Origin of the sequence: Streptomyces yerevanensis (genome assembly GCF_000716805.1) — a bacterium.
GTDB lineage: Bacteria > Actinomycetota > Actinomycetes > Streptomycetales > Streptomycetaceae > Streptomyces > Streptomyces flaveus.
This window is the reverse complement of record NZ_JNWJ01000004.1, coordinates 19,431-42,895: the sequence shown is the minus strand read 5'-3', so window position 1 is coordinate 42,895 and position 23,465 is coordinate 19,431. Positions and strand designations below refer to the sequence as shown.

Annotated in this window: 25 protein-coding genes; 19 read left to right on the top strand and 6 right to left on the bottom strand. The window is 70.9% G+C overall.

What is annotated here, in order from left to right:
* Nucleotides 1-235 precede the first annotated feature (235 nt).
* Nucleotides 236-931 (top strand): type 1 glutamine amidotransferase domain-containing protein, encoded by a 696-nt coding sequence (locus OP79_RS05215; protein WP_033318780.1) that lies wholly within the window; start codon nt 236-238, stop codon nt 929-931.
* 63 nt (nt 932-994) lie between these two features.
* Complete coding sequence (locus OP79_RS05210) at nt 995-1,891, top strand: NAD(P)-dependent oxidoreductase (protein WP_033318779.1); 897 nt, start codon at nt 995-997, stop codon at nt 1,889-1,891.
* A 50-nt stretch (nt 1,892-1,941) separates the two neighbouring features.
* On the opposite strand, the gene OP79_RS05205 is transcribed toward OP79_RS05210, so the two are convergent.
* From OP79_RS05205 to OP79_RS05195, 3 genes are read right to left on the bottom strand one after another with little or no spacing between them, the layout of a single operon-like run.
* A complete protein-coding gene (locus OP79_RS05205; RefSeq protein WP_033318778.1) occupies nt 1,942-2,667 on the bottom strand; it encodes an FAD:protein FMN transferase in 726 nt (241 codons plus the stop codon).
* Nucleotides 2,668-2,669: 2 nt separating this feature from the next.
* A complete protein-coding gene (locus OP79_RS05200) occupies nt 2,670-3,122 on the bottom strand; it encodes an FMN-binding protein (RefSeq protein WP_033318777.1) in 453 nt (150 codons plus the stop codon).
* 10 nt (nt 3,123-3,132) lie between these two features.
* Entirely contained in the window at nt 3,133-4,470 is a 1,338-nt protein-coding gene (locus OP79_RS05195; RefSeq protein WP_033318776.1) for a ferredoxin reductase family protein, read from the bottom strand.
* A 155-nt stretch (nt 4,471-4,625) separates the two neighbouring features.
* Between OP79_RS05195 and OP79_RS05190 the strand changes: the two genes are divergently transcribed.
* From OP79_RS05190 to OP79_RS05160, 7 genes are all read left to right on the top strand, one after another.
* Entirely contained in the window at nt 4,626-5,324 is a 699-nt protein-coding gene (locus tag OP79_RS05190; RefSeq protein ID WP_063741876.1) for a response regulator transcription factor, read from the top strand.
* Entirely contained in the window at nt 5,321-6,763 is a 1,443-nt protein-coding gene (locus tag OP79_RS05185) for a sensor histidine kinase (RefSeq protein ID WP_033318775.1), read from the top strand. Before OP79_RS05190 ends, OP79_RS05185 begins: the two co-directional genes overlap by 4 nt.
* A gap of 163 nt (nt 6,764-6,926) precedes the next feature.
* Nucleotides 6,927-7,577: a GntR family transcriptional regulator gene (locus OP79_RS05180; RefSeq protein WP_033318774.1), complete on the top strand. Its 651-nt coding sequence runs from the start codon at nt 6,927-6,929 to the stop codon at nt 7,575-7,577.
* A 220-nt stretch (nt 7,578-7,797) separates the two neighbouring features.
* A complete protein-coding gene (locus tag OP79_RS05175; protein WP_033318773.1) occupies nt 7,798-8,562 on the top strand; it encodes a PIG-L deacetylase family protein in 765 nt (254 codons plus the stop codon).
* A complete protein-coding gene (locus tag OP79_RS05170) occupies nt 8,559-9,269 on the top strand; it encodes a 4-carboxy-4-hydroxy-2-oxoadipate aldolase/oxaloacetate decarboxylase (protein ID WP_033318772.1) in 711 nt (236 codons plus the stop codon). Before OP79_RS05175 ends, OP79_RS05170 begins: the two co-directional genes overlap by 4 nt.
* A gap of 32 nt (nt 9,270-9,301) precedes the next feature.
* Nucleotides 9,302-10,366, top strand: coding sequence for a 4-oxalomesaconate tautomerase (locus tag OP79_RS05165; protein ID WP_106972299.1), 1,065 nt, complete (start codon nt 9,302-9,304; stop codon nt 10,364-10,366).
* Nucleotides 10,363-11,313: a catechol 2,3-dioxygenase gene (locus OP79_RS05160; protein WP_033318770.1), complete on the top strand. Its 951-nt coding sequence runs from the start codon at nt 10,363-10,365 to the stop codon at nt 11,311-11,313. The genes OP79_RS05165 and OP79_RS05160 overlap by 4 nt, the downstream gene beginning before the upstream one ends.
* A gap of 34 nt (nt 11,314-11,347) precedes the next feature.
* Here OP79_RS05160 and OP79_RS05155 read toward each other — a convergent pair whose 3' ends face one another.
* Entirely contained in the window at nt 11,348-12,283 is a 936-nt protein-coding gene (locus tag OP79_RS05155; RefSeq protein WP_033318769.1) for an alpha/beta hydrolase fold domain-containing protein, read from the bottom strand.
* Between the two features lie 308 nt (nt 12,284-12,591).
* Here OP79_RS05155 and OP79_RS05150 point away from each other — a divergent pair, with 308 nt between their 5' ends.
* The 9 genes from OP79_RS05150 to OP79_RS05110 all read left to right on the top strand — a co-directional run bounded on the left by OP79_RS05150 (nt 12,592) and on the right by OP79_RS05110 (nt 20,119).
* Nucleotides 12,592-13,350 (top strand): FHA domain-containing protein, encoded by a 759-nt coding sequence (locus OP79_RS05150; RefSeq protein ID WP_033318936.1) that lies wholly within the window; start codon nt 12,592-12,594, stop codon nt 13,348-13,350.
* Nucleotides 13,351-13,416: 66 nt separating this feature from the next.
* Nucleotides 13,417-13,821, top strand: a complete 405-nt coding sequence (locus OP79_RS05145) for a TOBE domain-containing protein (RefSeq protein WP_033318768.1) — start codon at nt 13,417-13,419, stop codon at nt 13,819-13,821.
* Nucleotides 13,822-13,873: 52 nt separating this feature from the next.
* Nucleotides 13,874-14,656 carry a molybdate ABC transporter substrate-binding protein gene (modA, locus tag OP79_RS05140; protein WP_033318767.1) on the top strand — a complete coding sequence of 261 codons (783 nt, stop codon included), beginning with the start codon at nt 13,874-13,876 and terminating at the stop codon, nt 14,654-14,656.
* 41 nt (nt 14,657-14,697) lie between these two features.
* A complete protein-coding gene (locus OP79_RS05135; protein WP_033318766.1) occupies nt 14,698-16,662 on the top strand; it encodes an ABC transporter permease in 1,965 nt (654 codons plus the stop codon).
* Between the two features lie 166 nt (nt 16,663-16,828).
* Nucleotides 16,829-17,218, top strand: a complete 390-nt coding sequence (locus tag OP79_RS05130; protein ID WP_033318765.1) for a cell division protein SepF — start codon at nt 16,829-16,831, stop codon at nt 17,216-17,218.
* 92 nt (nt 17,219-17,310) lie between these two features.
* The gene (locus tag OP79_RS05125; protein ID WP_033318764.1) at nt 17,311-18,576 is read left to right on the top strand and encodes an AAA family ATPase; all 1,266 of its coding nucleotides are present in this window, start codon (nt 17,311-17,313) and stop codon (nt 18,574-18,576) included.
* Entirely contained in the window at nt 18,573-18,902 is a 330-nt protein-coding gene (locus OP79_RS05120) for a nucleotide pyrophosphohydrolase (protein WP_033318763.1), read from the top strand. The genes OP79_RS05125 and OP79_RS05120 overlap by 4 nt, the downstream gene beginning before the upstream one ends.
* A gap of 172 nt (nt 18,903-19,074) precedes the next feature.
* On the top strand, nt 19,075-19,545 hold the full coding sequence (locus OP79_RS05115; RefSeq protein WP_033318762.1) for a DUF6099 family protein: 471 nt from the start codon (nt 19,075-19,077) through the stop codon (nt 19,543-19,545).
* 310 nt (nt 19,546-19,855) lie between these two features.
* Nucleotides 19,856-20,119 carry a hypothetical protein gene (locus OP79_RS05110; protein WP_033318761.1) on the top strand — a complete coding sequence of 88 codons (264 nt, stop codon included), beginning with the start codon at nt 19,856-19,858 and terminating at the stop codon, nt 20,117-20,119.
* A gap of 1 nt (nt 20,120) precedes the next feature.
* On the opposite strand, the gene OP79_RS05105 is transcribed toward OP79_RS05110, so the two are convergent.
* On the bottom strand, nt 20,121-20,828 hold the full coding sequence (locus tag OP79_RS05105) for an SDR family oxidoreductase (RefSeq protein ID WP_033318760.1): 708 nt from the start codon (nt 20,826-20,828) through the stop codon (nt 20,121-20,123).
* Nucleotides 20,829-20,930: 102 nt separating this feature from the next.
* On the opposite strand from OP79_RS05105, the gene OP79_RS05100 reads away from it, so the two are divergent.
* A complete protein-coding gene (locus OP79_RS05100) occupies nt 20,931-21,770 on the top strand; it encodes a helix-turn-helix transcriptional regulator (RefSeq protein ID WP_033318759.1) in 840 nt (279 codons plus the stop codon).
* An 87-nt stretch (nt 21,771-21,857) separates the two neighbouring features.
* Here the strand turns inward: OP79_RS05100 and OP79_RS05095 are convergent, their stop codons facing one another.
* Nucleotides 21,858-23,462, bottom strand: a complete 1,605-nt coding sequence (locus OP79_RS05095) for a polyamine aminopropyltransferase (protein ID WP_033318758.1) — start codon at nt 23,460-23,462, stop codon at nt 21,858-21,860.
* Nucleotides 23,463-23,465 lie beyond the last annotated feature (3 nt).

Below are 23,465 nucleotides of genomic sequence, written 5' to 3'. Positions count from 1 at the left end.
CACAACACCGTGCCCTGCACCAGTCAACTCCGGTGCAGGGCACAGTCGTTCACTTGGTGCCAGGCCGCCTCGGAACAGGGCGGCCGGCGCGCTCCAGGGGTCCCCGGCTGCGGTGGGTCTCGGCGCCGGGCCGTGGGACGAGGCAGTAGCGTCGTGGATGTCGTCAGGGTGCCACTCGGTGGTGGCGCCCAGCACGAGCGGCGACCATGCAACCAGGACTACCCAGGGAGTACACATGGCGAAGATCCTTTTCGTGATGACCGGCGCCGACCAGTGGACGCTGGCCGACGGCAGCACGCATCCCACCGGTTTCTGGGCCGAAGAGGCCACCGTCCCCTACGAGACGTTCAAGGCCGCCGGCCACGAGATCACCGTGGCCACGCCCGGCGGTGTCGTCCCGCCCGTCGACCTCGCCAGCCTGAGCCCCGAGGCCAACGGGGGCGCGGAGAACGCCGCGAAGGTCCGGGGCGTGGTGGAGGGCGCCGCCGAGTTCCGCAGTCCTCTCGTGCTGGCCGATGTACGCCTCGACGACTTCGACGCGGTGTACGTCCCCGGCGGTCACGGCCCGATGGAGGACCTGGCGGTCGACGCAGACTCCGGCCGCCTCCTCGCCCGGGCGGTGGAGCGGGGACTGCCCGTCGGCGTCGTGTGCCACGGCCCGGCCGCCTTGCTCGCGGCCGTCAAGGCGGACGGCACCAACGCCTACGCCGGTTACCGCATCACCGCCTTCACCAACACCGAAGAGCGGCTGGCGGGCAACGCCGAGGGTGCCAAGTGGCTGCTCCAGGACCGGCTGACCGAGGCCGGCGTAAAGGTGGAGACCGGCGAGCCGTGGGCGCCGCACGTCGAGGTCGACCGCAACGTCGTCACCGGCCAGAACCCCGCCTCCTCCGGCCCGCTCGCGGCCGAACTGCTCAAGAAGCTCGGCTGAATCCCGACGGAATCCCGACCCGGAACAAGACCAACGCACCGCACGGACAGGGAAGTTGACGTCATGACCGACAAGCTCACCGTGAGCGTCCTGGGCACCGGCATCATGGGCGCCGCGATGGCCCGTAATCTCGCCAAGGCCGGGCACACCGTCCGCGCCTGGAACCGCACCCGCGCCAAGGCCGAGCCCCTCGCGGCCGACGGGGTGCATGTCGCCGGTACTCCCGCCGAGGCGGTGACCGGCGCCGATGTCGTCCTGACCATGCTGTACGACGGTCCGGCCGCCCTGGAGGTCATGCGCGAGGCCGCGCCCGCACTGCGCCCCGGCATGGCCTGGGTGCAGTCCACCACTGCCGGGATCGAGGGCGTCGGCGAGCTGGCCGGCTTCGCCCGCGCACACGAGCTGGTCTTCTACGACGCGCCCGTGCTGGGCACCCGGCAGCCCGCCGAGGCCGGGCAGCTGCTGGTCCTGGCGGCGGGCCCGGTCGAGGGCCGGGACGCGGTGGCTCCCGTCTTCGACGCGGTCGGCGCCCGTACGGTGTGGACCGGCGAGGACGGCGCGGTCGGCAGTGCGACCCGGCTGAAGCTCGTCGCCAACAGCTGGGTACTGGCGGCCACCGCGGCGACCGGTGAGGTTCTGGCACTGTCCAAGGCGCTGGGTGTGGACCCGCAGAGCTTCTTCGACGCGATCGCCGGTGGCCCGCTCGACATGGGCTACCTGCGGGCCAAGGCCGGACTCATCCTGGACGACCGGCTCACTCCGGCCCAGTTCGCGGTGGCCACCGCCGCCAAGGACGCCCGTCTGATCGTCGAGGCGGGCGAGCAGCACGGCGTACGCCTCGACGTGGCCGCCGCGAGCGCCGATCGCATGCAGCGCGCCGCCGCCCAGGGGCACGCCGACGAGGACATGGCCGCCGCGTACTTCGCCAGCTTCGCTCCCGAGGAGGACGCGTCCGCCTGAGCCGCGTACGGCGGACGGGACGAGCGCCCACGTAAACGCTCAGAACCCCGTCAAGCCGCCACCGGAAACCCCGCCGTCCGGAACACCTTCCGCTCCGCGTCCACGGCGAACACCTCGCAGTCCTCGCGCGCGGCGGCCCAGACGATGCCCTCCGGGCCCATCGCGAAGGCCGCCGTCGCCGTGGCGTCCGCCTCCGTCAGGGACGGGGACACGACCGTCACGCTGAGCAGGCCCGTGGCCGGGCGGCCGGTGCGGCCGTCGATGATGTGGTCGCCCCGTTCGTAGCGTGCGGAGGTCGCCACGGCGCCGTCCGTCACGTCCAGGACCGTGCACAGCTTGTCGGCCTGTTCGGGGTGCCGTACGCCCACCCGCCAAGGACCGCCGGTCGCGACCACGTCGCCGCCGGCGTTCAGGCAGAACCGGGACGCCCCGGTCGCCGTCAGCAGGTCCGCCGCCCGCTGCACCGCCCAGCCCTTCACCATGGCGCACGGATCGAGGCCGCGACCGGGGAGCCGTACGTCGAAGGCGCCCCCGGTCGCGATTCGGTACTTCTCGCACAGGTCGAGGATCTCCGCCAACTCCGGGCTGACTTCGGCGAGTTCGAGCTCACCTCGGTCAAGGCGCGACACCTCGCTGCCGGGCTTGAACGGGCTGAACCGTTCGTCGACCTCGCGCAGCCAGTCGAAGGCCCGGTCCGCGGCCTCGGCGGCGTCGCCTTCCCTCTCGTCCATCCGTACGGAGATCGGGAACCCCATGATGTGCTCGACCCGGCGCACCCTCAGCCCTTCGCGTCGATGGCGGCCTGGAGGGACTTGACGTATCCCTCGCTGGTGATCGTGGCGCCGGATACCGCGTCGATGTCGGCGCTCTGCGCCTCGAGCGTCGCCTCGATCAGCTTCGGCACGGCGGCCTCGGTCTGCGGGTGGGGCGGCGCCTGCAGCATGCGTACGGAGCTGATCTCGTCGCCGGTGAAGGTGACCTCCACCTGCACGGGGCCCTTCTCGGTGTTGAGGGTCGACCCCGCGACGACCTGGTTCGAGGTCCCCGCGTCGGACGATCCCGAGTCCGAAGAGCCCGATCCCGACGAGCCCGACGAGGGAGCCGCGGAAGGCGTCGAAGCCGGTGCGGCGACCTCGGTGCTCGACGACGACGTTTCGGCCGACGGTGCGTAGCGCCAGACCGGGATCAGGGCCGCGACGCTCAGGGCAAGGACAGGTAGTGCTCGCTTCATGGTGTCCCCCTCATCCGGCCAGGCTGAAGCGTTCGAAATGGATCTGCTGCTTGGGCACGTCCAGATCGCGCAGGGTGCGCAGGACGGCGCCGGTCATGCCGGGCGGGCCGCAGACGTAGACGTCCCGGTCGGCGATGTCGGGGACGAGTCGGCTCAGTTCGGCCGGCGCCAGCTTGTCCGGGGTGGCCGGGCCGGTGACCAGGAACAGGTGGGCGCCCTTGGCGTGGGCCAGTTCGCGCAGCTCGTCGTAGAGCACGGCGTCCTGGTCGGTGGCCACCCGGTAGATGACGGCGGCGTGGCCGTGCAGGTCCTCCAGCAGGGCGCGGATCGGGGTGACGCCGACGCCGCCCGCGATGAGCAGGGCGTCAGGGCGGGTGCGGTGCATCGTGGTGAAGGCGCCGTACGGGCCCTCGGCGAACACCCGCGTGCCGACCTTCAGGTGCCGCAGCGCGGCCGTGCCGTCGCCGGCCGTCTTCGCGGTCAGCCTGAGGCCCCGGCCGTCCGGGGCGGCGGACAGCGAGAAGGGGTTGGCCTGCCACCAGCGGCCCTTGGTCATGAACCGCCACAGGAAGAACTGGCCTGCCCGCGCGGGCAGCCGGTCCAGATCGCGGCCGGTGATGTAGATCGACACGACGTTGTCGGACTCGGGGACGACGGCCGAGACACGCAGCTGGTGCCGCAGGTTGCGCCACAGCGGCAGCACGAGCCGGCCCACGAAGACCGAGCCGAGCGCCACGCCCCACATCACGTACCAGTACGTCTTGGCCGTCGAGTTCGTGGTGAAGGTCGTGCCCACCGCGACCTGGTGCGTGAACGCCAGCACCACCGCGACGTATGTGTACAGGTGGATGAAGTGCCAGGTCTCGTAGGCCAGCCGGCGCCGGGCCCAGCGCGCCGAGACCGCGCCGACGACCATGATCAGCACCAGGGCGACGATCGCGCGCAGCACACCCTCGACGGTCTCGGCGAGGTCCACGAGCTGGCTGACGGGGTCCATCGACGAGAACTCGGCGTAGCCGAGGGTGATGAACACGCCGTGTCCCAGCAGCGACCACAGCAGACCGAAACCGACCCAGCGGTGCCAGGAGGTCATCCGGTCCATGCCGATCCGGTGATCCAGCCACGGCAGCCGGGCGACGAGCAGCAGCTGGAAGGCCATGAGGAGGGCGGCGTACAGGCCGGTCAGCCGCCCCAGCAGGAGGAGGGCGTTCGAGTCGAGACCGGACTGGAAGAAGAAGGCGGTCACCACCGCGACGTTCGCGGCCAGCAGGGTGTACAGGCCGGTGCGGGCCACCACCTTGGGGCGTATCGCCGGGGTGGGGGGTCTGACGTGTTGGACAGTCGTCACGGGACGGCAACTCCTCGATCAATGATCCGGGGATACCGAGCCTGCCTGGTGGGAGCTGTCGTTCAGCTGTCGGTCAACTTTCAAGTTTTTATCGATGTGAGTCTTGGTGGGCGGACAGCTATGGCGCCGGGCGACAGGTGAAGCACTATGAGCGGGTGGAAAAAGTACGTCTTCTCGTGGTGGACGACGATCCGCCCATCGCCGACCTGGTCGCCACCGTCGCTCGCTATGAGGGCTGGGACGCGGTGACCGCGTACTCCGGCGAGGAGGCGCTGCGCCAGGCCGCCGAGTTCCATCCCGACATCGTGGTGCTCGACCTGATGCTCCCCGACCTGGACGGATTCGGTGTCCTGGACCGGCTGCGGCTGTCCGGGACGATGGTGCCCGTCGTGTTCCTCACCGCCCGCGACGGCGTAGCCGACCGGATCGCGGGCCTCACCCGGGGCGGCGACGACTACCTGGTCAAACCGTTCGCGGTGGAGGAGCTCATGGCCCGGCTGCGCACCGTACTGCGCCGCAGCGCGGGCCCCGGCTTCCAGCGGTCCGTGCTCCAGGTCGCCGACCTGACGATGGACGAGGACACCCGAGAGGTGCGCCGCGCCGAGAAGCTGCTCACTCTCACCCCGACCGAGTACGAGGTGCTCCGCTACCTGATGCGCAAGTCACCGACCGTGCTGACCAAGGCGCAGATACTCGACCACGTCTGGGAGTACGGCTTCGGAGGCCGCTCCAACGTCGTGGAGCTGGTCATCAGCCGCCTGCGCCGCAAGCTCGACGAGCCCGACGACGGCAGAGCACCTCTGATCCACACCGTGCGGGGCGTCGGGTACGTGGTGCGGCAGGTCGCCGAGTGATTGCCCGGCTGCGGCGGACGTATCGCAGAATGCGCCTGGGCACCCGGCTCGCGCTGGGCATGGGGGTGCTGTCCCTGATGGTGTTCGCGGTCGTCGGTACGGCGCTGACGACATACATGCGGGACTACCTGTCGGAGCAGCTCGACACACAGCTGGCGCAGGGACAGATCGCCCAGTCCAAGAACATCGAGGAACACGGCACGCTCACGGGAAAGAAGTACTACAGCTGGTTCTACGCCGTGTACGACGTGTCCGGCGGCACGCCCGTGCTCCGCAAGCCCGAGGACCCCGCAGACCTGCCGAAGGACGTCGACAGCTTCACCGCCGTGGCCCGGGCGCAGATGACCTCGGACACGGAGGTCCTGCGCACCGACGATCTCAAGGGCAAAGGCAGCTACCGGCTGCGCGCGTGCGAGTTCGAGCCCGGCGTCATTCTGGTCAGCGCCGCGCCCATGGACGGCATCGACGACACGGTGGGCCGGCTGGTCGCGATCCAGGCCGTCGCCTTCGGTGTCGCGCTCCTCGCCCTCGTGCTGTCCGGCCGGGGGATGCTGCGGCGCGGTCTGAAGCCGCTGAGCGACATGGCGCACACCGCCCGCGGCATCACCTCGCACGACCTGACGGACTCGGCACGCCTGCCGGTGCGCCACGACGGGCGCAGCGGCGGCCCCGAGGTCGAGGAACTGCGCACCGCCTTCAACACCATGCTGGAACACATCGACGACTCGCTCGCCGTCCGCACACAGGCCGAACAGCGGCTGCGCCGCTTCGTCGCCGACGCCTCGCACGAGCTGCGTACGCCCCTGATGTCGGTACGCGGCTACGCCGACCTGTTCCAGTACGCGGCGGCCAACGCCCCCGAGGAGCGCGACAAGCACCTGGCCCGGCTGCGTGCCGAGGCCGCGCGGATGGGCATCCTGCTGGACGACCTGCTGCTGCTCGCCCGCCTGGACGCCGCCGATGTGGAAGCACCGCTGCGGCTGGAGGAGACGGACCTGGTGGAGCTGGTGCACCAGGCGGCCGACGCCTTCCGCGCGGGCCGCAGTGACCACCCGCTGACCGTCGCGGTCCCTTCCGACCCGGTACGGCTGCGCCTCGACCCCCTGCGCCTGAGGCAGGTGCTGGACAACCTGCTCTCCAACGCCGCCGTGCACACCCCGGCCGGTACGAAGGTGTCGGTGGAGGTGTGCGTCGAGTCCGGCATGGCGCTGGTACAGATCAACGACGCAGGACCCGGCATCCCGGCCGCCGACCAGCACCGCGTCTTCGACCGCTTCTACCGCGTCGACAAGGCCCGCAGCCGCGACCGGGGCGGCAGCGGCCTGGGCCTCGCGGTCGCGCACTCACTGGCCCGCGCCCACGGCGGCACCCTCGAACTGGCCAGCTGCCCGGGCTCGACGACCTTCACGATCAGGCTGCCGCTGGGCCGGACGGCCTGAGCCCCGATCGTCCCGGGCGTCGAGTTCCTTCCGAAGGAACCCGGCGCCCTCCGTCTTTCACGGCCCTGAGCTTCCTGCGCGCCCGCGTCATGGTGAACGAAATCGTTGACAATCTTGTTCGCCTACATTTACGGTCGACAGGCACTCACTCAGGGAGAGCACGATGGCGAACCAGGTCAAACCGAGCACCGGAGAGCAGGCCAAGCAGCACGCGCTGGCGCAGCTGCGGCAGGCGATCCTGGGCGGCGAGATGTCACCGGCCCAGCGGCTGGTGGAGAACGAACTCGCCGAGCAGTTCGGTGTGACACGGGCCAGTGTGCGCGCGGCCCTGATCGACCTGGCGGGCGAGGGACTGGTCGAACGGATCCCCAACCGCGGCTCACGGGTGCGGGTGGTCACGGTCGAGGAAGCGGTCGCCATCACCGAGTGCCGCATGGTCCTCGAAGGGCTGTGCGCGGCCAAGGCGGCCGTCGAGGCCACTGACGACCAGCTGACCGAACTGGCCGAGATCGGCACGGCGATGAGCAAGGCCGTCGCCGACGGCGAGCCCATGACCTACTCCGGGCTCAATCAGGAACTGCACGCCAAGATCCGGCAGTTCTCCGGCCAGCAGGTGGCCGTGGAACTGCTGGAACGGCTCAACGCGCAACTGGTGCGCCACCGTTTCCAGCTCTCGCTGCGACCCGGACGGCCCCAGCAGTCCGTGAACGAACACCTGGCCATGATCGAGGCGATCAGGGTCCGGGACCCACAGGCGGCCGACGCGGCTGCCCGCGCCCACCTCGCGAGTGTGATCGACGCCTTGCGCGAATAGACGCTCCGGGAATGGGTCAACCGACCTGTCCAGCGCGGCGAGTGAGCCGCAGGGGCGCGTCGGTGTCGAGAGCAGCATGGGGGTCCCCCCGCTCGAGCGAATTCGAGAGTGGGGGAGCGCGGAGTGCCCGACGAAGGAGGGTCGAGCACGGTCGCGGTCTCGACACCGACTTCAGCGTCCCGGAGGCGAACCGCCTGAAAAACAAGGAGATTCAGAAGCCATGACGCACGACGACAAGGCGCCCGAACCCACCCCCGCACCCCCACGCTCGACCCTCGTCATCACCGCGCACGCCGGGGACTTCGTATGGCGGGCCGGCGGAGCCATCGCCCTGGCCGCCTCCCGCGGCGAGCGGGTGACCATCGCGTGCCTGACCTACGGCGAGCGCGGCGAGTCCGCGAAGGCGTGGCGCCAGGGCAGAACGCTGGAGGAGATCAAGGGGATACGCCGCGAGGAGGCCGAGAAGGCCGCGGCCACCCTCGGCGCGGAGGTTGTCTTCTTCGACGCCGGCGACTATCCCTTGCTCGCCACCCCCGAGCTGACCGACCGACTCGTGGGTGCCTACCGCAAGGCCCAGCCCGACGTCGTGCTCACCCACCCGCTCGAGGACCCGTACAACGGCGACCACCCGGCAGCCGCCCGCATGGCCCTGGACGCCCGCGTCCTCGCCCAGGCCATCGGCTACCCCGCCGAGGGCGAGGTCATCGGCGCCCCGCCGGTGTTCTTCTTCGAGCCGCACCAGCCCGAGATGTGCGGCTTCAAGCCCGAGGTCCTCCTCGACATCACCGAGGTGTGGGAGACCAAGCGTCGGGCCATGGAGTGCCTGGCCGCGCAGCAGCACCTGTGGGACTACTACACCGACCTCGCCGTCCGCCGCGGCGTCCAGCTCAAGCGCAACGCCGGCCCCAACCTCGGCCTGCCGCACACCACTTACGCCGAGGCCTACATGCGCCCCTACCCGCAGATCGCCGCGGAGCTGGCATGAGCGGCGTGATCGTCACCAACCCTCCCAAGGCCTCCGAGAAGGACGTGGACGCCCTCTCCGCGTACGGCGTGGCCACCGTCCACGAAGCCCTCGGCCGCACCGGCCTCCTCGGCCCGCACCTGCGCCCCATCCAGCAGGACGTACGCGTCGCCGGAACCGCCGTCACCGTCCTGAGCTGGCCCGGCGACAACCTCATGATCCACGCGGCGGTCGAGCAGTGCGGCGAGGGCGACCTCCTCGTCGTCACCACCACCTCGCCCTCCACGGACGGCATGTTCGGCGAACTGTTCGCCACCGCGCTCCAAAGGCGCGGCGTACGCGGCCTGGTGATCAACGCGGGCATCCGCGACACCTCCGAACTGCGCGAGATGCGCTTCCCTGCCTGGTCCGCCGCCGTGTCCGCTCAGGGCACCGTGAAGGCGACCGGCGGCTCGGTCAATGTGCCGGTCGCCATCGGCGGGCAGACCATCCGGCCCGGCGACGTGATCCTCGCCGACGACGACGGCGTGATGTGCGTGCCCCGCGAGCGAGCCGCCGAGGCCGTCGATGCGTCCGCCGCCCGTACGGCCAAGGAGGAGGCCTCCCGCGCCGCCTTCGCCGGGGGCCAACTCGGCCTGGACCGCTACGGGTTGCGGGAGACCCTCGTACGCCTGGGGGTGCAGTACCGCTCGTACGAGGACCACGCCCGTGACGAGGCGGGATCGTGACCGGCGGGCCCGAACCCGAGGAGGTGCGCTGCATGCTGATGCGCGGCGGCACCTCCAAGGGCGCCTACTTCCTGGCCGGCGACCTGCCCGCCCAACCCGCCGTACGCGACGACCTGTTGCTGCGCGTCATGGGCAGCCCCGATCCGCGCCAGATCGACGGGCTCGGCGGGGCGCACCCCCTGACCAGCAAGGTGGCCGTGGTGTCGGCCTCGGCCGGTCCCGAGGCGGACGTCGACTATCTGTTCCTCCAAGTCGGCGTCGAGACGGGCGAGGTGTCCGACCGTCAGAACTGCGGCAACCTGCTCGCCGGCGTCGGACCCTTCGCCGTCGAGCGCGGCCTCGTCGCCCCGACGGACGGCGAGACCTCCGTACGGATCCGCATGCTCAACACCGGCGACCTCGCCACCGCGACCTTCCCCACCCCGGGCGGACGGGTCGACTACACCGGCTCCGCCGAGATCTCCGGCGTGCCGGGGACCGCCGCGCCCGTGGTCATCGAGTTCCCGCCGGGCGGCAGCCCGCTGCTGCCCACCGGCAACGTCCGCGACACCGTTGCCGGTACCCCGGTGACCTGCGTGGACAACGGGATGCCAACCGTACTGATCGCCGCCTCCGCCCTGAAGACCACCGGCTACGAGGACCCCGGGGACCTGGAGAAGGACCCGGCCCTCGCCGACCGGCTCCGTGAAATCCGCCTGGCGGCGGGCCCGTTGATGGGCCTCGGCGAGGTCGAGGGCACCACCGTGCCCAAGCTCAGCCTGCTGGCCCCGCCCGCGCACGGCGGCGCGGTGATGACCCGCACCTTCATCCCGGTCCGCTGCCACACCTCCATCGGCGTCCTGTCCGCGGCGAGCGTCGCCGCCGGGCTGCGGATCGAGGGCGGCGTCGGCCAGGACGTGGCCGAACTCCCGGCAGCGGGGGAGCGGTTGCGTATCGAGCACCCCACCGGATTCCTGGACATCGAGGCCGGCGTCGACGCCGGAGGCAGCGACCCCGTGGCCCGCCGCACGGCCGTCGTACGCACCGCCCGGAAGATCTTCGACGGCACCGTCTTCGCCCGGCCCGCCTCCACACTCGACCCAAGGAGCCCTCGATGACCCCTCCCCTCGGGGACATCGCCCATCTCGGGCATGTCGAACTGCTCACCCCGCACCTGGACCGCAGCCTCGCGTTCTTCACCGACTACCTGGGCCTGACGGTCAACGGCGAACGCGGCGACTCCGTCTACCTGCGCACCTGGGACGACTACGAGCACCACAGCCTGGTCCTCACCGCGCACGAGACCTCCGGCATCCGCCGCACCGCGCTGCGCGCCTCCAGCGAGGAGGCCCTGCAGCGCAGGGTCAAGGAGCTGGCGTCCGCGGGCCACGAGGGCCGCTGGACCGAGGACGAGCCCGGCCTCGGCCCGCTCTATGTCACCACCGACCCGGACGGCCACGAGGTCGCCCTGTACTGGGAGTCCGAGTGGTACCAGGCCCCCGAAGCGCTCAAGCCGGGCCTGAAGAACCAGCCCCAGGCCAAGCCGGGCCACGGCGTGGCCGTACGCCGCCTCGACCACGTCAACTATCTCGCCGCCGATGTCGCCGTCAATGCCGACTTCCAGCACCAAGTCCTCGGCGCCCGTCCGACCGAGCAGATCCGGCTCGACAGCGGCAGGATCGCCGCGAAGTGGCTGACGTTCACCGACAAGTCGTACGACGTCGTCTACACCGAGGACTGGACCGGCTCACGCGGTCGGCTGCACCACATCGCGTTCGCCACCGACACCCGCGAGGACATCCTGCGCGCCGCCGATCTCGCCCTGGACACGGGCGTGTTCATCGAGACGGGCCCGCACAAGCACGCCATCCAGCAGACGTTCTTCCTGTACGTCTACGAGCCGGGCGGCAACCGGATCGAACTGTGCAACCCGCTCACCCGCCTCGTCCTGGCCCCCGACTGGCCCCTGATCACCTGGACCGAGGAAGAGCGGAAGAAGGGCCAGGCCTGGGGCCTGAAGACCATCGAGTCCTTCCATACGCACGGCACGCCACCGGTCGGCTGACGACGCGATCGGCAGCTCAACTCGCTGCCTCTGCCTACGCGTTGACGGCCCGCCGCACATGGTCCGCGATCAGCGCGTAGACCGGCCGGGCGGCCTTGGTGCCCTTGAGGTCGTAGCCGTGGTCGGCCTTGAGCACGACGTGGTGCTCGGCCAGCGCCCCGGCCTTGTACAGGCGCCCGGCGTACCGCTCGCTCTCGGCTCGCAGGAGGTCGTACTCCGCGGTGATGACGAGCGCCGGGGCGATACCCGTGAGGTCCGCGGTGTCCGCCGGGTTGGCCGGAGAGATCAGGCGGTCGGTGCGCTGGGCCGGGTCCGGTACGTACGAGCTGTCGAAGATCGCGGCCATCCACGGGCGCAACACCGGCTTGGGGATGTGGGCCTTCTTGTGCTCGGCGCTCGTCGCGAGGTCGAGCGGCGCATAGTGGAGGACCTGGAGCGCGATCGCCGGCCCGCCTTCCTCGAAGGCCTGACGCGCCACTGCCGCCGCGAGACCGCCGCCGGCGCTCTGTCCGCCCACGGTGAGCCGGCTGCCGTCCCAGCCGTGCTCGGCGCCGTGCTCGGCCACCCAGCGGACGACCTCGTACGCCTGCTTCGGCGGGGCGGGGAACGGGTGCTGCGGGGCGACGACGTAGTCCACGTTGATCACGACCACGCCCGCCTCCGCGGCGAGGAAACGGCACAGCGCGTCGTCCATCTCCGCGCCCCGCAGCACGTATCCACCGCCGTGGAAGTTGACGTGGACCGGCGGGAGTATCCCATCCTCGGATTTGGGCATGTACACCTCGACCGGGGCCGGAGCCATGGACGTCGGTACCGTCAACTCGCGGACGTCGCGCGGAAACTCGGGAAGCCGCTCGCGCCACGAGGCCGCGGAACCGCGCCCACTGGCTCGTCGGCTCGCGAGCCCGAGCATGCGCTGCATGGTCTTCGCGGCGAAGGAGGCCACAGCGGGCCTGGCCAAGAGGGACATACGGCTCCGTTCGGGGCTGTTCATTGTTGAGGTCAATCATCAGGATTCTTGGCGATCGACTGATGGGGCGATGGTAGCGAACGGTCGGCGCGTACGGGCAGGGGTGCGGGACTGGGAAACGGCTCCCACTTGTGGGCGCGACCAGCCACAAGCTGCCCACGGTGGCCGTACGGTGCTGCCCGTGCGCACCCCGCCGGGGACCGGTCCCGTGTCCCCGCGGGCACACTGACGCCGGGGTGCGCGGCGGAGGGGGGCGCGCACCCCACCCGATCGACTCCCCGACACCGAGAAGACAGATGGAGGCCACCATGGATCAGCTCGCGAGTCTGGCTCGCGGTGTCACCGAGACCAGTCCAGGCACCCTGCACGCGCGCTCACTGACCGGCGGCATCAGGGTCCCGCCACGACCGGGCCTGACGGTCCGCTTCGGCCGCGGCGAGGAACCGGACGTGGACCTGGCGGTGGGCGAGGACGACCTGAGGGTCAGCCGCAGGCACGGCGAACTCACGTACCAGGCAAGTCAGTGGTGGCTGCGCAACACCGGACAGCAACTCGTCCGCCTGCCGCACGGCCGCCTGATGCACACCACCACCGAGCCCATCCCGCTCGCGCCGGGCTACACCCCGCTGTTCGTGAAGGGCTCGGGCTACCGGGAACACCTGGTCGAGCTGTACGTGACGAGCCATGACACCCCCGGCCTCGTACCGCGCCGCCAGGCGAGCACCCTGAAGCCGCACCTCTGGCCGCTCGCCGAGGACGAACGGCTGCTGCTGGTCGTACTCGGCCAGCACTACCTCCTGTACGAGGACGGCCCGCGCCCCCTGTCCTACCGGAAGGCCGCCGCCCTGCTGGAGTGTCTGCGCCCGGACGACAACTGGACCGAGCGCCGTATCGAGCACAAGATCACGGAGGTCCGCAAGCGCCTCCACAGCGGCGGCTTCCCCTACCCGCTGATCCACGACAAGGAGTCCGGAGCGCCCACGGACAACAACCTCCTGCACAACCTCCTCAGGGGCCTGGTCGAATCCACCACCCTCGTCCCGCCGGACCTGGAGATGATCGACTAGCACCTGCTGGGCTTGAGTCAGACAATTCCTTGCAGATGCTAGGCGTTGCGGCTTAATCTTGCGCACATGCAGTCCTACACCATCGGGCAGGCGGCCCGGCTCCTCGGTGTCAGTGCCGACACCGCGCGCCGCTGGGCGGACGCCGGCCGCGTCGCGACGCACCGCGACGAAGGCGGTCGTCGCCTCATCGATGGCCGTGATCTGGCCGCCTTCTCCATCGAGATCGCGCAGAGCGCACAGAGCGGCACCGGCGAGGAGGAGCACCCGTACACCTCGGCGCGCAACGCGTTCCCCGGCATCGTCACCGCCGTGAAGCTGGGCGACGTCGCGGCCCAGGTCGAGATTCAGGCGGGCCCGCACCGCCTGGTCTCCCTGCTGACCCGGGAGGCCGTCGAGGAACTGGGCCTGGAGGTCGGTATGCAGGCCACCGCCCGCGTGAAGTCGACCAATGTGCACATCGACCGTGCCTGACCACCCGCAGGGCACGGTCCCCGGCACCTCCCCTCGCAAGGAGCCCCACGGCATGTCCCTCCTCCGTACGGGGCGCCGCGCCGGCGCCGTACTCACCGCCGTCGCCCTGCTCGGCTCGCTCGCCGCCTGCGGCGATGACAACACCGAGCAGACCGGCGGGAGTTCGGACACGGCGAACCTCACCGTCCTGGCCGCCTCCTCCCTGACCGACGCCTTCAGGACCGCGGGCGCCGCGTACGAGAAGGACCACCCGGGTACGAAGGTGACCTTCTCCTTCGCCGGATCCCAGGAACTGGCCGCGCAGGTGAAGCAGGGCGCCCCCGCCGACGTACTCGTCACCGCCGACACGAAGACGATGGACGGTCTGCGGGCCGACACCGGCACCGCGACCGTCATCGCCAGGAACCGACTGGTCATCGCCGTCGGCGCGGGAAACCCGAAGAAGATCGAGGGACTTGAGGACCTCGCCGACAGCAGGACGAAGGTCGTACTCGCGGCGCCCGAGGTGCCGGTCGGCCGCTACAGCAGGCAGGTCCTCGCCGACCGGAACATCACCGTGAAACCGGTCTCCGACGAGCCCAACGTCCGTGCGGTGCTCAGCAAGGTCGAACTCGGCGAGGCGGACGCGGGCATCGTCTACAAGACCGACGCGGCCACGGCGACCGACAAGACCGACGCGATCACCATCCCCGCCGACCAGAACGCCATCGCCTCCTACCCCGCCGCCACCCTGAAGGAGTCGCAGCACTCCACGGCGGCCACGGCCTTCGTGAAGTGGCTGTCCTCGCCGCAGGCCCAGCAGATCCTCCGCGGCGCGGGCTTCGAGAAGCCGTGACGATTCGATGAGCCGTGACCAGTGATGAGCCGTAGCCAGTCATGAAAGTCCTACGCCCCGGCGACTCGGGTCCCGCGACCAGGCGCACCCGCTCCTCCCGTACGCCTCTCACCCTCGCCCTCCCCGCCCTGCTCGCCATCGCCTTCCTGCTCCTCCCGCTGGCCGGCGTCCTCGCCCGCACCGACTGGGGCGACCTGAGCGAGCACCTGACCAGCCCGGGCACAAGCGAGGCGCTGAAGCTCTCCCTGGTCGTCTCCTTCTGGTCTCTGGGCCTGTCGCTCGTGCTCGGCGTCCCGCTGGCCTGGCTGCTGGCGCGCGTACCGTTCCCCGGCAAGGCCCTCGTCCGCTCGCTCGTCCTGCTGCCGATGGTGCTGCCGCCCACCGTCGGCGGCGTCGCGCTGCTGCTCGCCTTCGGGCGGCGCGGGCTGCTCGGGCCCTGGCTGGAGGACGCCTTCGGCGTCACGCTGCCGTTCCACACCTCGGGCGCGGTCGTCGCCGCCACGTTCGTCTCGATGCCCTTCCTGGTGATCAGCCTCGAAGGGGCGATCGCCGGACTCCGGCCGCGTTACGAGGAGACCGCAGCCTCCCTCGGGGCCTCGCCGCTACGGGTCTTCCGCACCGTGACGCTGCCCATGGTGGCCCCCGGTCTCGTCGCCGGAGCCGCGCTGACCTGGGCCCGCGCCCTCGGCGAGTTCGGCGCCACCATCACCTTCGCGGGCAACCTTCCGGGCACGACGCAGACCCTGCCCCTCCAGGTGTACCTGCTGCTCCAGGACAACCCGCAGGCCGCGACCTCCGTCTCGCTGTTGCTGCTGGCCATCGCGATGGCGGTCCTCGTCGCCCTGCGCGGCCGCTTCACGGGTACGCCGGGCAGTGCCCGCCCGTATCCGCCCAAGCCGCCCGCGGACGAGGGAAGTTCACCCGCGGACACCCCCGCTGTGTACAAGGACCCCGCTCCCGACAGGGAACGCTGGTCCCTGCACGCCGAGGTCACCGGCTTCACCCAGCTCGTCCTGGACGCGGCCCCCGGCACCACCATCGCCGTCGTCGGCCCCAACGGCGCGGGCAAGACCACCCTGCTGCGGGCCCTGCTCGGCCTGACCCCCCGCGCCCACGCCGCACTGCGCCTCGGCGACACCGACGCCACCCCGCTGCCCCCGCACCGCAGAGCAGTCGCCTGGGTCCCCCAGGACGGCGCGCTCTTCCCACACCTCACCGCACTCGCCAACACGGCGTACGGCCCGCGCGCCCACGGCGTACCGCGCACCGAGGCCCGCCGCGCCGCACAGGACTGGCTCGACCGGCTCGCGGTGGGCCACCTCGCGCACCGTAAACCCGCCCAGCTCTCCGGTGGCCAGGCCCAACGCGTCGCCCTGGCAAGGGCCTTGGCCGTACGCCCCCGACTCCTGCTCCTCGACGAACCGCTCGCCGCCCTCGACCAGACCACCCGCGCCCAGGTACGGCACACCCTGCGCCGTCACCTCGAAGGCTTCGGCGGAGTCTGCCTGATCGTCACCCACGACCCCGTCGAGGCGGTGTCGCTCGCCGACCGCGTGCTCGTACTCGACGAGGGCCGCGCCGTCCAGGACGCCCCGCCCGCCGAGGTCACCCGCCATCCGCGCTCACCGTGGGTGGCCCGCATGCTCGGCCGCAACGCCTGGCCCGGCACGGCGACCGCCGACGGGCTCGAACTCGCCGACGGCGGAGGACGGTTGGTGATCGCGGACCCGCTGCCGACGGGCACGGAAGCGCTCGCGATCATCGCCCCCGAAGCGGTCGCCGTCCACCGCGAGCGGCCCAGCGGCAGCCCCCGCAACGTCTGGCCCGGCACCGTCCGCGAGATCACCGCCACCGGCAGCAGACTGCGCGTCCTCATCACCTCCGACCGGGCACCGGACGTGGTCGCGGAGATCACCCCCCAGGCGGCCACCGACCTCGGCCTCGCGGACGGAGTGTCCGTATGGACAAGCATCAAGGCGACGGAGACGACGGTCGTACGCCTCTGATCCCGCCGTGCCCGCGGCAGAGCTCTGTGGCCTGTCGCCGACGTGATGTGACGTGATGTGCGGCACGACCGCCTCGCGGACCGTGTCATTGTTGGGCCGAACGGGTGAGCATGCGCAAGAATTGGCCGGTGCAGGAAATCAGTGCGAAACAGGTCGGGGGGAGCCGGTGAACGGCTACGACGTCACCGATGAACAGTGGGAAGGGCTCGCCCAGGTCGTCCCGCTGCGAGGCCGCGACGCCTGGCCCTCGGCGGTCGACCACCGGTCGATCCCCGACGCGGACACCGAACCGCGCCGCCGTTTCGTCGTGCTCCGGGTCAATATCTTCGGGGACGCGCGCGAGGTTGCCGAGACGCTGATGGCCGGTATCCCGGTCCTCCTCGACCTCACCAGCGCCGAACCGGACGTCGCCAAGCGCGTACTGGACTTCAGTACGGGCGTGGTCTTCGGCCTGGCGAGCGGCATGCACCGCGTCGAGCGGAACGTGTTCCTGCTCACGCCGCCGGGCACCGAAGTGGCCGGACTGATGGAGGGGGCGGGAGTCCCCGGCGCCTGACGATCACCTGCTTGACCTGCTGATCCCTCGATCGTAGGAAGGTCCGCCGGGCGGAACGGTTCGGCAGGCCGACGGAAGCCTACGGTCCGGATATGACCGTGCCATTCCTGAGCGCCGCCGCGGACGCTGTACCTGCCGAAGAAGCTGCTTGCGGCGGGCCGCCCGGACCGGACCGGCGGCCGAGCGTCACCGCACTCCGCCTCTCGGCCTTCGCCGGGCACCGGCGCGCGGAGTTCCCGCTCGGCCCGCTGACCCTCCTCTCGGGGCCCAGCGGCAGCGGCAAGACCAGTGCGCTACGGGCCTACGAGGCACTGGCGCGACTGGGTGGCGGGGCGTCGCTGGACGAGGTGTTCCCGGATCCCGGCGCCTGCGTTCCCGAGCGGGCCCGGCCCGATGCCGGGCGGCGACGCGGGTTCCGTATCGGCTGCACGGTGGACGGCCCCGCAGGAGTCGTACGACTCGACCTCGCCGTGCAGGCCGAGCCCGAACTCCGCATCGTGGGCGAGCGGTTGACGACCGGCGGAGTGACCCTGCTGGAGACGGCCCTGCGCGACCCGAGCCGCCCCACCGTGCAGGCGGCCTGGTACACGGCGGGCTCGTCCTCCGTGACCCGGGCCCCGCTCCCCGACGACCGGCTCGGCACCGCGCTGCTGCCGCTGCGCGTGGCCGGCAAGACGGACGGCCAGCGCCAAGTCCTCGCCGCCGCCGAGCAGATGGTGGTCGCCCTGCGATCCGTCTTCGCCTGCGACCCGGTACCCCGGCACATGCGCGCGCCCGTGCCGCTCGGCGCGGGACGGCTGCTGCCCGGCTGCGACAACCTCGCCGAGGTGCTGTGGCGTACGCGGTCGGAGTGCGGGAGGCGGCACGGGCTGCTGGTCGCGGCAGTACGGGACGGGTGTGCGGGGCGGGTCGTGGACGTACTGGCTGAGCAGGTTTTGTCCGACGCCGGGCAGGGATCGGTACCGAGGGCTCGGGCGGGCCACACGGTCCAGGCCGTCCGAGCAGTCCGGGCGGCACCGGCAGTCCGAGCGGTGCTGGACCGGGGCGACGGGCTGCGGACGCCTCTCGGACTGCTGGGGGACGGGGAGTTGAGATACCTGGCCCTCGCCCTGGTGCTGCTCACCGGGCCGGGTGTGCTGGAGGTCGACACGGCGGGGGAGGTGCCCGAGGCGCTCCAGACGCTCACTGTGCTGGCCGACGGCTTCGACCGCGATCTGGACGGGCGCCAGCGGGACCAGCTCGTACGGCTGGCGGCGCGGATGTGTGAGCGCGGGCACATCCGGCTGGTGGGGGCCGTCAGCGACGCCTCCTGGGCCTCGGGAGTGGACGGGGTCACGGTGGTACACCTTGAGCCGTGACAGAACTTGACGTGGCCCAGCTCCAGCGCAGACTGACCGAGTTCGCGGCGGCGCGGAACTGGCAGCAGTACCACACCCCGAAGAACCTGGTCGCCGCGCTCAGCGTCGAGGCCTCCGAACTCGTAGAGATCTTCCAGTGGTTGACGCCGGACGAATCGGCCCGAGTGATGTCCGACCCGAAGAAGGCGTTCCGCGTGACGGACGAAGTCGCGGACGTCCTGTCGTACTTGCTCCAGCTGTGCGAGGTGCTCGACATCGATCCCCTCGCGGCACTCTCCGCGAAGATCGACCGGAACGAGGAGAGGTTTCCGGTGGACGGGACGTGACGCGACGCAATTCGTCACTCTCCGGAGTCATCGAGTTGTCCACGCTCGACTCATTGTCCACAGATTTCCGGCTTCCTCTGGCTTTTCGTCCCGAGTCCCTTCACTCTGGGTAGTGGTAGGTGGAGCTCGGGCAGGCGTGTGAAGAACGCGTCGGGACAGACGAGGACAGTGCATGGACGCGGTGCGGCTCATCGGTGCGAGCAGACGGGCCCTGATGGGAAGTGAGGACGCGGGGGGCATCATGGCGGAGGCCTGCCAGGCGCAGGCCCTCGCCCAGGCGATAGGCAGTCGCCTCGCCATGTCCGGTCCTCCCGAATTACGAGGCGAGGCAGTGGGGTTGACCGAACTGGCAGGCAGAGGCTGCAGCGTCCTGGACGTGCCCCTGCCGAGAGCCGGCACCCTGCGCGCCGCACAACTCACGGAACTGGGCGATGCCCGCCAAGCTCTCGTCGACCTCAGCGGCCTCTTGGGTGAGGTGGGCATCGCCCTCGTGAGCATCGCCTCGGCGGCGGATGAGGCCATGTACTGGCAGTGCATGGAAGCGATCGACGCGGCGGACGAGTCCCGCGACAGGGTTCTTGAGATGCTGCGGCGGCTGGCGGTGCGGGATGAGGCTGAGCGGGAGCGGGGGTCTGCGGCGTAGGGGGCGCACGGTCGCCCCCGATCCGTCCCATCCTCGGAGCGCTGTCCCGGACACCGCCAGGAGTGCCTGGCCCCTGAACCTGGCTGGGATGGCGCCCCGGAGTCCATCGGCCTTGCTCGGCCGGCGTCACCCCGCCACGAACTGACCACGCAGGCGCCGACGAACACGTCCGCGAACAGCACGGTGAGGGCGGCGAGTTCCTCGGGGCCGACGTACTGCCCGACGAGCGGGGCGCCGAGTTCGTGGCCTGCCGGGACACGGCGCTGGCGCACGCCGAGCCGTTCGACGACTGGTGGGCCAAGCACGCCGCGTGAACCGTTCCGAGCTGGGTGCGGCACTGCGGGTACTGCGTCAGGCGTCCGGTCAGGCGGCGCTGACCGCGACCCGGCACTGCCAGCAGGTGCTGGGCGGGATCGGGTTCACCGCCGAACACCCGCTGCACCGGCACCGGCACCGGCACCTGCGCCGGGCCGTCGTCCTGGACGGACTGCTGGGCAGTGCACGGGAGTTGACCCGTCAGGCCGGGGCGTTGCTGCGCGCGGAGGACGCGGCGCCCCGGCCGGTGCAGCTGTGACTCACCAGGGCATCGGCCCGCTGGCGTCGAAGTAGCCCCCGGTCGGGCCGTCGGGACCGATCTGCGCCATGCGGACGATGATCTCGGCGCCCTGTTCGACGGTCTGAGTGCCCGTGTTGTCGTTGAGGTCCGTCTTGATGAAGCCGGGCTCGACGGAGTTGATCCGCATGTCCGGGAACGCCTTCGCGTACTGCACGGTGAGCATGTTGACCGCGGTCTTGGACGCCGGGTAGGCGACGCCCGGGTAGAAGTGCGTGGGATGTTCGGGGTCGGAGAGGTTGGTCAGCGAAGCCAGGCCGCCGCTGACGTTGACCATGACCGGTGCGGCCGAGCGCTGTAGCAGGGGCAGGAAGGCGTGGGTGACGCGGACGACGCCGAAGACGTTCGTCTCGAAGGTGTTCCGCATCTGGTCGGCGGTCACGGTCGCGGCGGTGGGCACACTGTGGGCGTCGGCCCTGCTCGCGATTCCGGCGTTGTTGATCAGTACGTCGAGGCCGCCGTCGGCCTCGACGGTCTTGGCCGCGGCCTCGACCGTGGCGTCGTCGGTGACGTCGAGGAGGACGAACCGTGCCCCCAGCTGCTCGGCGGCCCGGCGTCCGCGCTCGGCGTCGCGGGCTCCCACGTAGACCGTGTGACCTGTGGCGATGAGCTGGCGGGCGGTCTCGTGGCCGAGGCCCTTGTTGGCTCCGGTGATCAGTGTTGTCGTCATGCGTCCAGACTGCGGCGCGGCGGTGAGGTCAGCCAGAAGACCCTTCTTCCTGGGACTGCGAGTACCAGGCACATGTGCGGTCGGCGGTGTTCACTGGGGAACATGGCGGCGACGGAACTCGGACAGGCGCTGCGGCGCTGGCGTGACCGAGTCGTCCCGCACGCGGCGGGGCTGCTCTCCGGTGGACACCGGCGCGCGGCCGGTCTGCGGCGCGAGGAGCTGGCCCTGCTGGCCGGGATCTCGGTCGACTACATCACGCGCCTCGAACAGGGCCGGGCGGCCAACCCCTCCGGGCAGGTCGTCGAGGCGCTGGCCCGTGCGCTGCGGCTGTCGGGGGACGAGCGGGCATACCTGTTCGGGCTGGCGGGGCTGATCCCGCCCGGTCCCGACATGGTGCCCGGGCACATCACGCCCAGCGTCCAGCGGTTGCTGGACCGGCTCGTCGACGCACCCGTCGCGGTCTCCGACGCGGCCATGACGCTGCTGCTGGCCAACCCGATGTACGCGGCGCTGATGGGCGACCCGTCCGGCCTGCGCGGCTTGGAACGCAACGACGCGTGGCGCTACTTCATGGGTGCGCCGACCCGGGTGCGGCATACACCCGAGGAACGCAGCGCCTGCGAGGCCGGCATGGTCTCCCAGCTGCGGAGGACCGCCGCCCGCTATCCGGCGGACCGTCAACTGCGGCGCCTGATAACGGAGTTGCGTACCAACAGCGAGTGGTTCGCCGAGCTGTGGGACGCGGGTGCCGTGGGACGGTTCGAGGCCTGGCACAAGACGATCGAGCATCCGCAGGTGGGCCTGCTGACGCTGGACTGCGACCTGCTTCGACTGGAGGAGAGCGGCCTGTACATCCTCGTCTACTCGGCCGAGCCGGGCACCGGGGCCGCCGAGAAGCTGGAGCTGATCTCGGTGGTCGGCATCCAGAACCTGGTCGAGTAGCGCCTGCTTGAGCTTCTGGAGGGTCGTAGGAGCTGCTGCCGCGAACCCGTCCCTGCCCACAAGGCAGATGATCTCGACCGCGGGCGGTCAGTAGTTCTCCCACTCGTCCAGTACGTACTCCAGCACGGCCGGGTCCATCAGCGTGCTCGGCCGTACGTCCTGGCGGCGGCGGTCCACGGGGAACACCGCGGCGGCCTTCAGGACCGCCTCGTCCAGGTAGCGCAGTTGCGGGGCGTCCGATGCCAGCCGCAGCGGTGGGGACGTGCCGCCGCCCGGGGTGGCCAGGACGTAGCCCCAGTTGCCGAAGCTCGGTACGTCGACCTGGAACTCGGTGGTCGCGTAGCCCGCCGTCTCGATCGTCTTCGCGATCGACCAGTACGTCTTCGGCGCGAAGAACGGCGACCCGCTCTGCACCATCACCCTGCTCTGCGGCGTCAGGACCTGGCCGAGCAGGTGGTAGAACTCCACCGAGTACAGCTTGGCCAGCGCCGCCGTGTCCGGGTCGGGGAAGTCGATGACGACCGCGTCGTAGTGCTGGCGGGCGCCGCGCAGCCAGTTGAAGGCGTCGGCGTTGACGACCTTGACCCTCGGGTCGTCCAGCGCCTTGTCGTTGAGGTCGCGCAGGGGCTCGAAGTCGCGCGCGAGCCGGGTCATCGCCGGGTCCAGTTCCACGAGGGTGACGTGCTGGACGTCGTCGTAGCGCAGCACCTCGCGCAGGGCGAGCCCGTCGCCGCCGCCCATGATCAGCACGTTGGCGCGGGAGCCGGCGAGGGCGGGATGGACGAGGGACTCGTGGTAGCGGTACTCGTCGACGGAGCTGAACTGGAGGTCGCCGTTGAGGAAGAGGCGTATGTCCGGTTCGCCGGTGAAGGCGGTGGAGCGGGTGACGACGATCTCCTGGTACGGCGTCGTCTCGGAGTGGACGATCGGGTCCCGGTACATCTGCTGGCGCGCGGTCACCTCCAGGTCGTCCGCGAACGCGTACGTCGTACCGAGCACGGCCAGGACCGCCGTGACCCCGGCCAGCAGGGCGCCCTGCACCCAGCGCCGCATCTGCCGGCGGAAGATGAACACCACCACGATGACCCCGGCCACCGCGTTGACCGCGCCGACCACCAGCGTGCCCTTCAGCTGGCCGAACGTCGGCAGGAGCCACAGCGGGAAGCCCAGGCCGCCGACCAGCGCCCCGATGTAGTCGACGGCGAACATGTCGGCGACCGCGCTGCCCGCCTCCTGCCGCCGGATCCGCTGGAGCAGGGTCATCAGCAGCGGGATCTCGGCGCCGATCAGCATGCCGACGGCCACCGCGACCACGATCATCGCCGGGGTGTACAGCTGGAGCCAGGCGAACGCCGCGTACAGCACCAGCACCGACAGTCCGCCGACCAGCGCCAGCACGCCCTCCACGAGCGCGAACGCGCCCACCGCGCGGCGGCGCAGAGGTTTGGCGGCGAGGGAGCCGAGCCCCATGGCGCACACCATCACGGAGATCACCACGGAGGTCTGGAGCACCGAGTTGCCGATGAGGTAGCTGCCCAGTGCGGTCAGGGCCAGCTCGTAGACAAGGCCGCAGGCCGCGCAGAGGAAGACGGCGAACAGCAGCAGGAAGCGAGCCCCGCGGGTGTGCCGGACGGCCGGGGGGCGGGAGGGCGCCGTGGTGGTGTCGCGGCCTTGCGCGGTGGTGGCGCTCATCGT

Bases quoted from the DNA above. Each gene is read 5' to 3' on its own strand.
- OP79_RS05215 (WP_033318780.1), top strand. From the start codon at position 236: ATGGCGAAGATCCTTTTCGTGATGACCGGCGCCGACCAGTGGACGCTG.
- OP79_RS05210 (WP_033318779.1), top strand. From the start codon at position 995: ATGACCGACAAGCTCACCGTGAGCGTCCTGGGCACCGGCATCATGGGC.
- OP79_RS05200 (WP_033318777.1), bottom strand. From the start codon at position 3,122: ATGAAGCGAGCACTACCTGTCCTTGCCCTGAGCGTCGCGGCCCTGATC.
- OP79_RS05180 (WP_033318774.1), top strand. From the start codon at position 6,927: ATGGCGAACCAGGTCAAACCGAGCACCGGAGAGCAGGCCAAGCAGCAC.
- OP79_RS05175 (WP_033318773.1), top strand. From the start codon at position 7,798: ATGACGCACGACGACAAGGCGCCCGAACCCACCCCCGCACCCCCACGC.
- OP79_RS05170 (WP_033318772.1), top strand. From the start codon at position 8,559: ATGAGCGGCGTGATCGTCACCAACCCTCCCAAGGCCTCCGAGAAGGAC.
- OP79_RS05165 (WP_106972299.1), top strand. From the start codon at position 9,302: ATGCTGATGCGCGGCGGCACCTCCAAGGGCGCCTACTTCCTGGCCGGC.
- OP79_RS05160 (WP_033318770.1), top strand. From the start codon at position 10,363: ATGACCCCTCCCCTCGGGGACATCGCCCATCTCGGGCATGTCGAACTG.
- OP79_RS05155 (WP_033318769.1), bottom strand. From the start codon at position 12,283: ATGTCCCTCTTGGCCAGGCCCGCTGTGGCCTCCTTCGCCGCGAAGACC.
- OP79_RS05150 (WP_033318936.1), top strand. From the start codon at position 12,592: ATGGATCAGCTCGCGAGTCTGGCTCGCGGTGTCACCGAGACCAGTCCA.
- OP79_RS05145 (WP_033318768.1), top strand. From the start codon at position 13,417: ATGCAGTCCTACACCATCGGGCAGGCGGCCCGGCTCCTCGGTGTCAGT.
- modA (WP_033318767.1), top strand. From the start codon at position 13,874: ATGTCCCTCCTCCGTACGGGGCGCCGCGCCGGCGCCGTACTCACCGCC.
- OP79_RS05135 (WP_033318766.1), top strand. From the start codon at position 14,698: ATGAAAGTCCTACGCCCCGGCGACTCGGGTCCCGCGACCAGGCGCACC.
- OP79_RS05125 (WP_033318764.1), top strand. From the start codon at position 17,311: ATGACCGTGCCATTCCTGAGCGCCGCCGCGGACGCTGTACCTGCCGAA.
- OP79_RS05115 (WP_033318762.1), top strand. From the start codon at position 19,075: ATGGACGCGGTGCGGCTCATCGGTGCGAGCAGACGGGCCCTGATGGGA.
- OP79_RS05105 (WP_033318760.1), bottom strand. From the start codon at position 20,828: ATGACGACAACACTGATCACCGGAGCCAACAAGGGCCTCGGCCACGAG.
- OP79_RS05100 (WP_033318759.1), top strand. From the start codon at position 20,931: ATGGCGGCGACGGAACTCGGACAGGCGCTGCGGCGCTGGCGTGACCGA.
- OP79_RS05095 (WP_033318758.1), bottom strand. From the start codon at position 23,462: ATGAGCGCCACCACCGCGCAAGGCCGCGACACCACCACGGCGCCCTCC.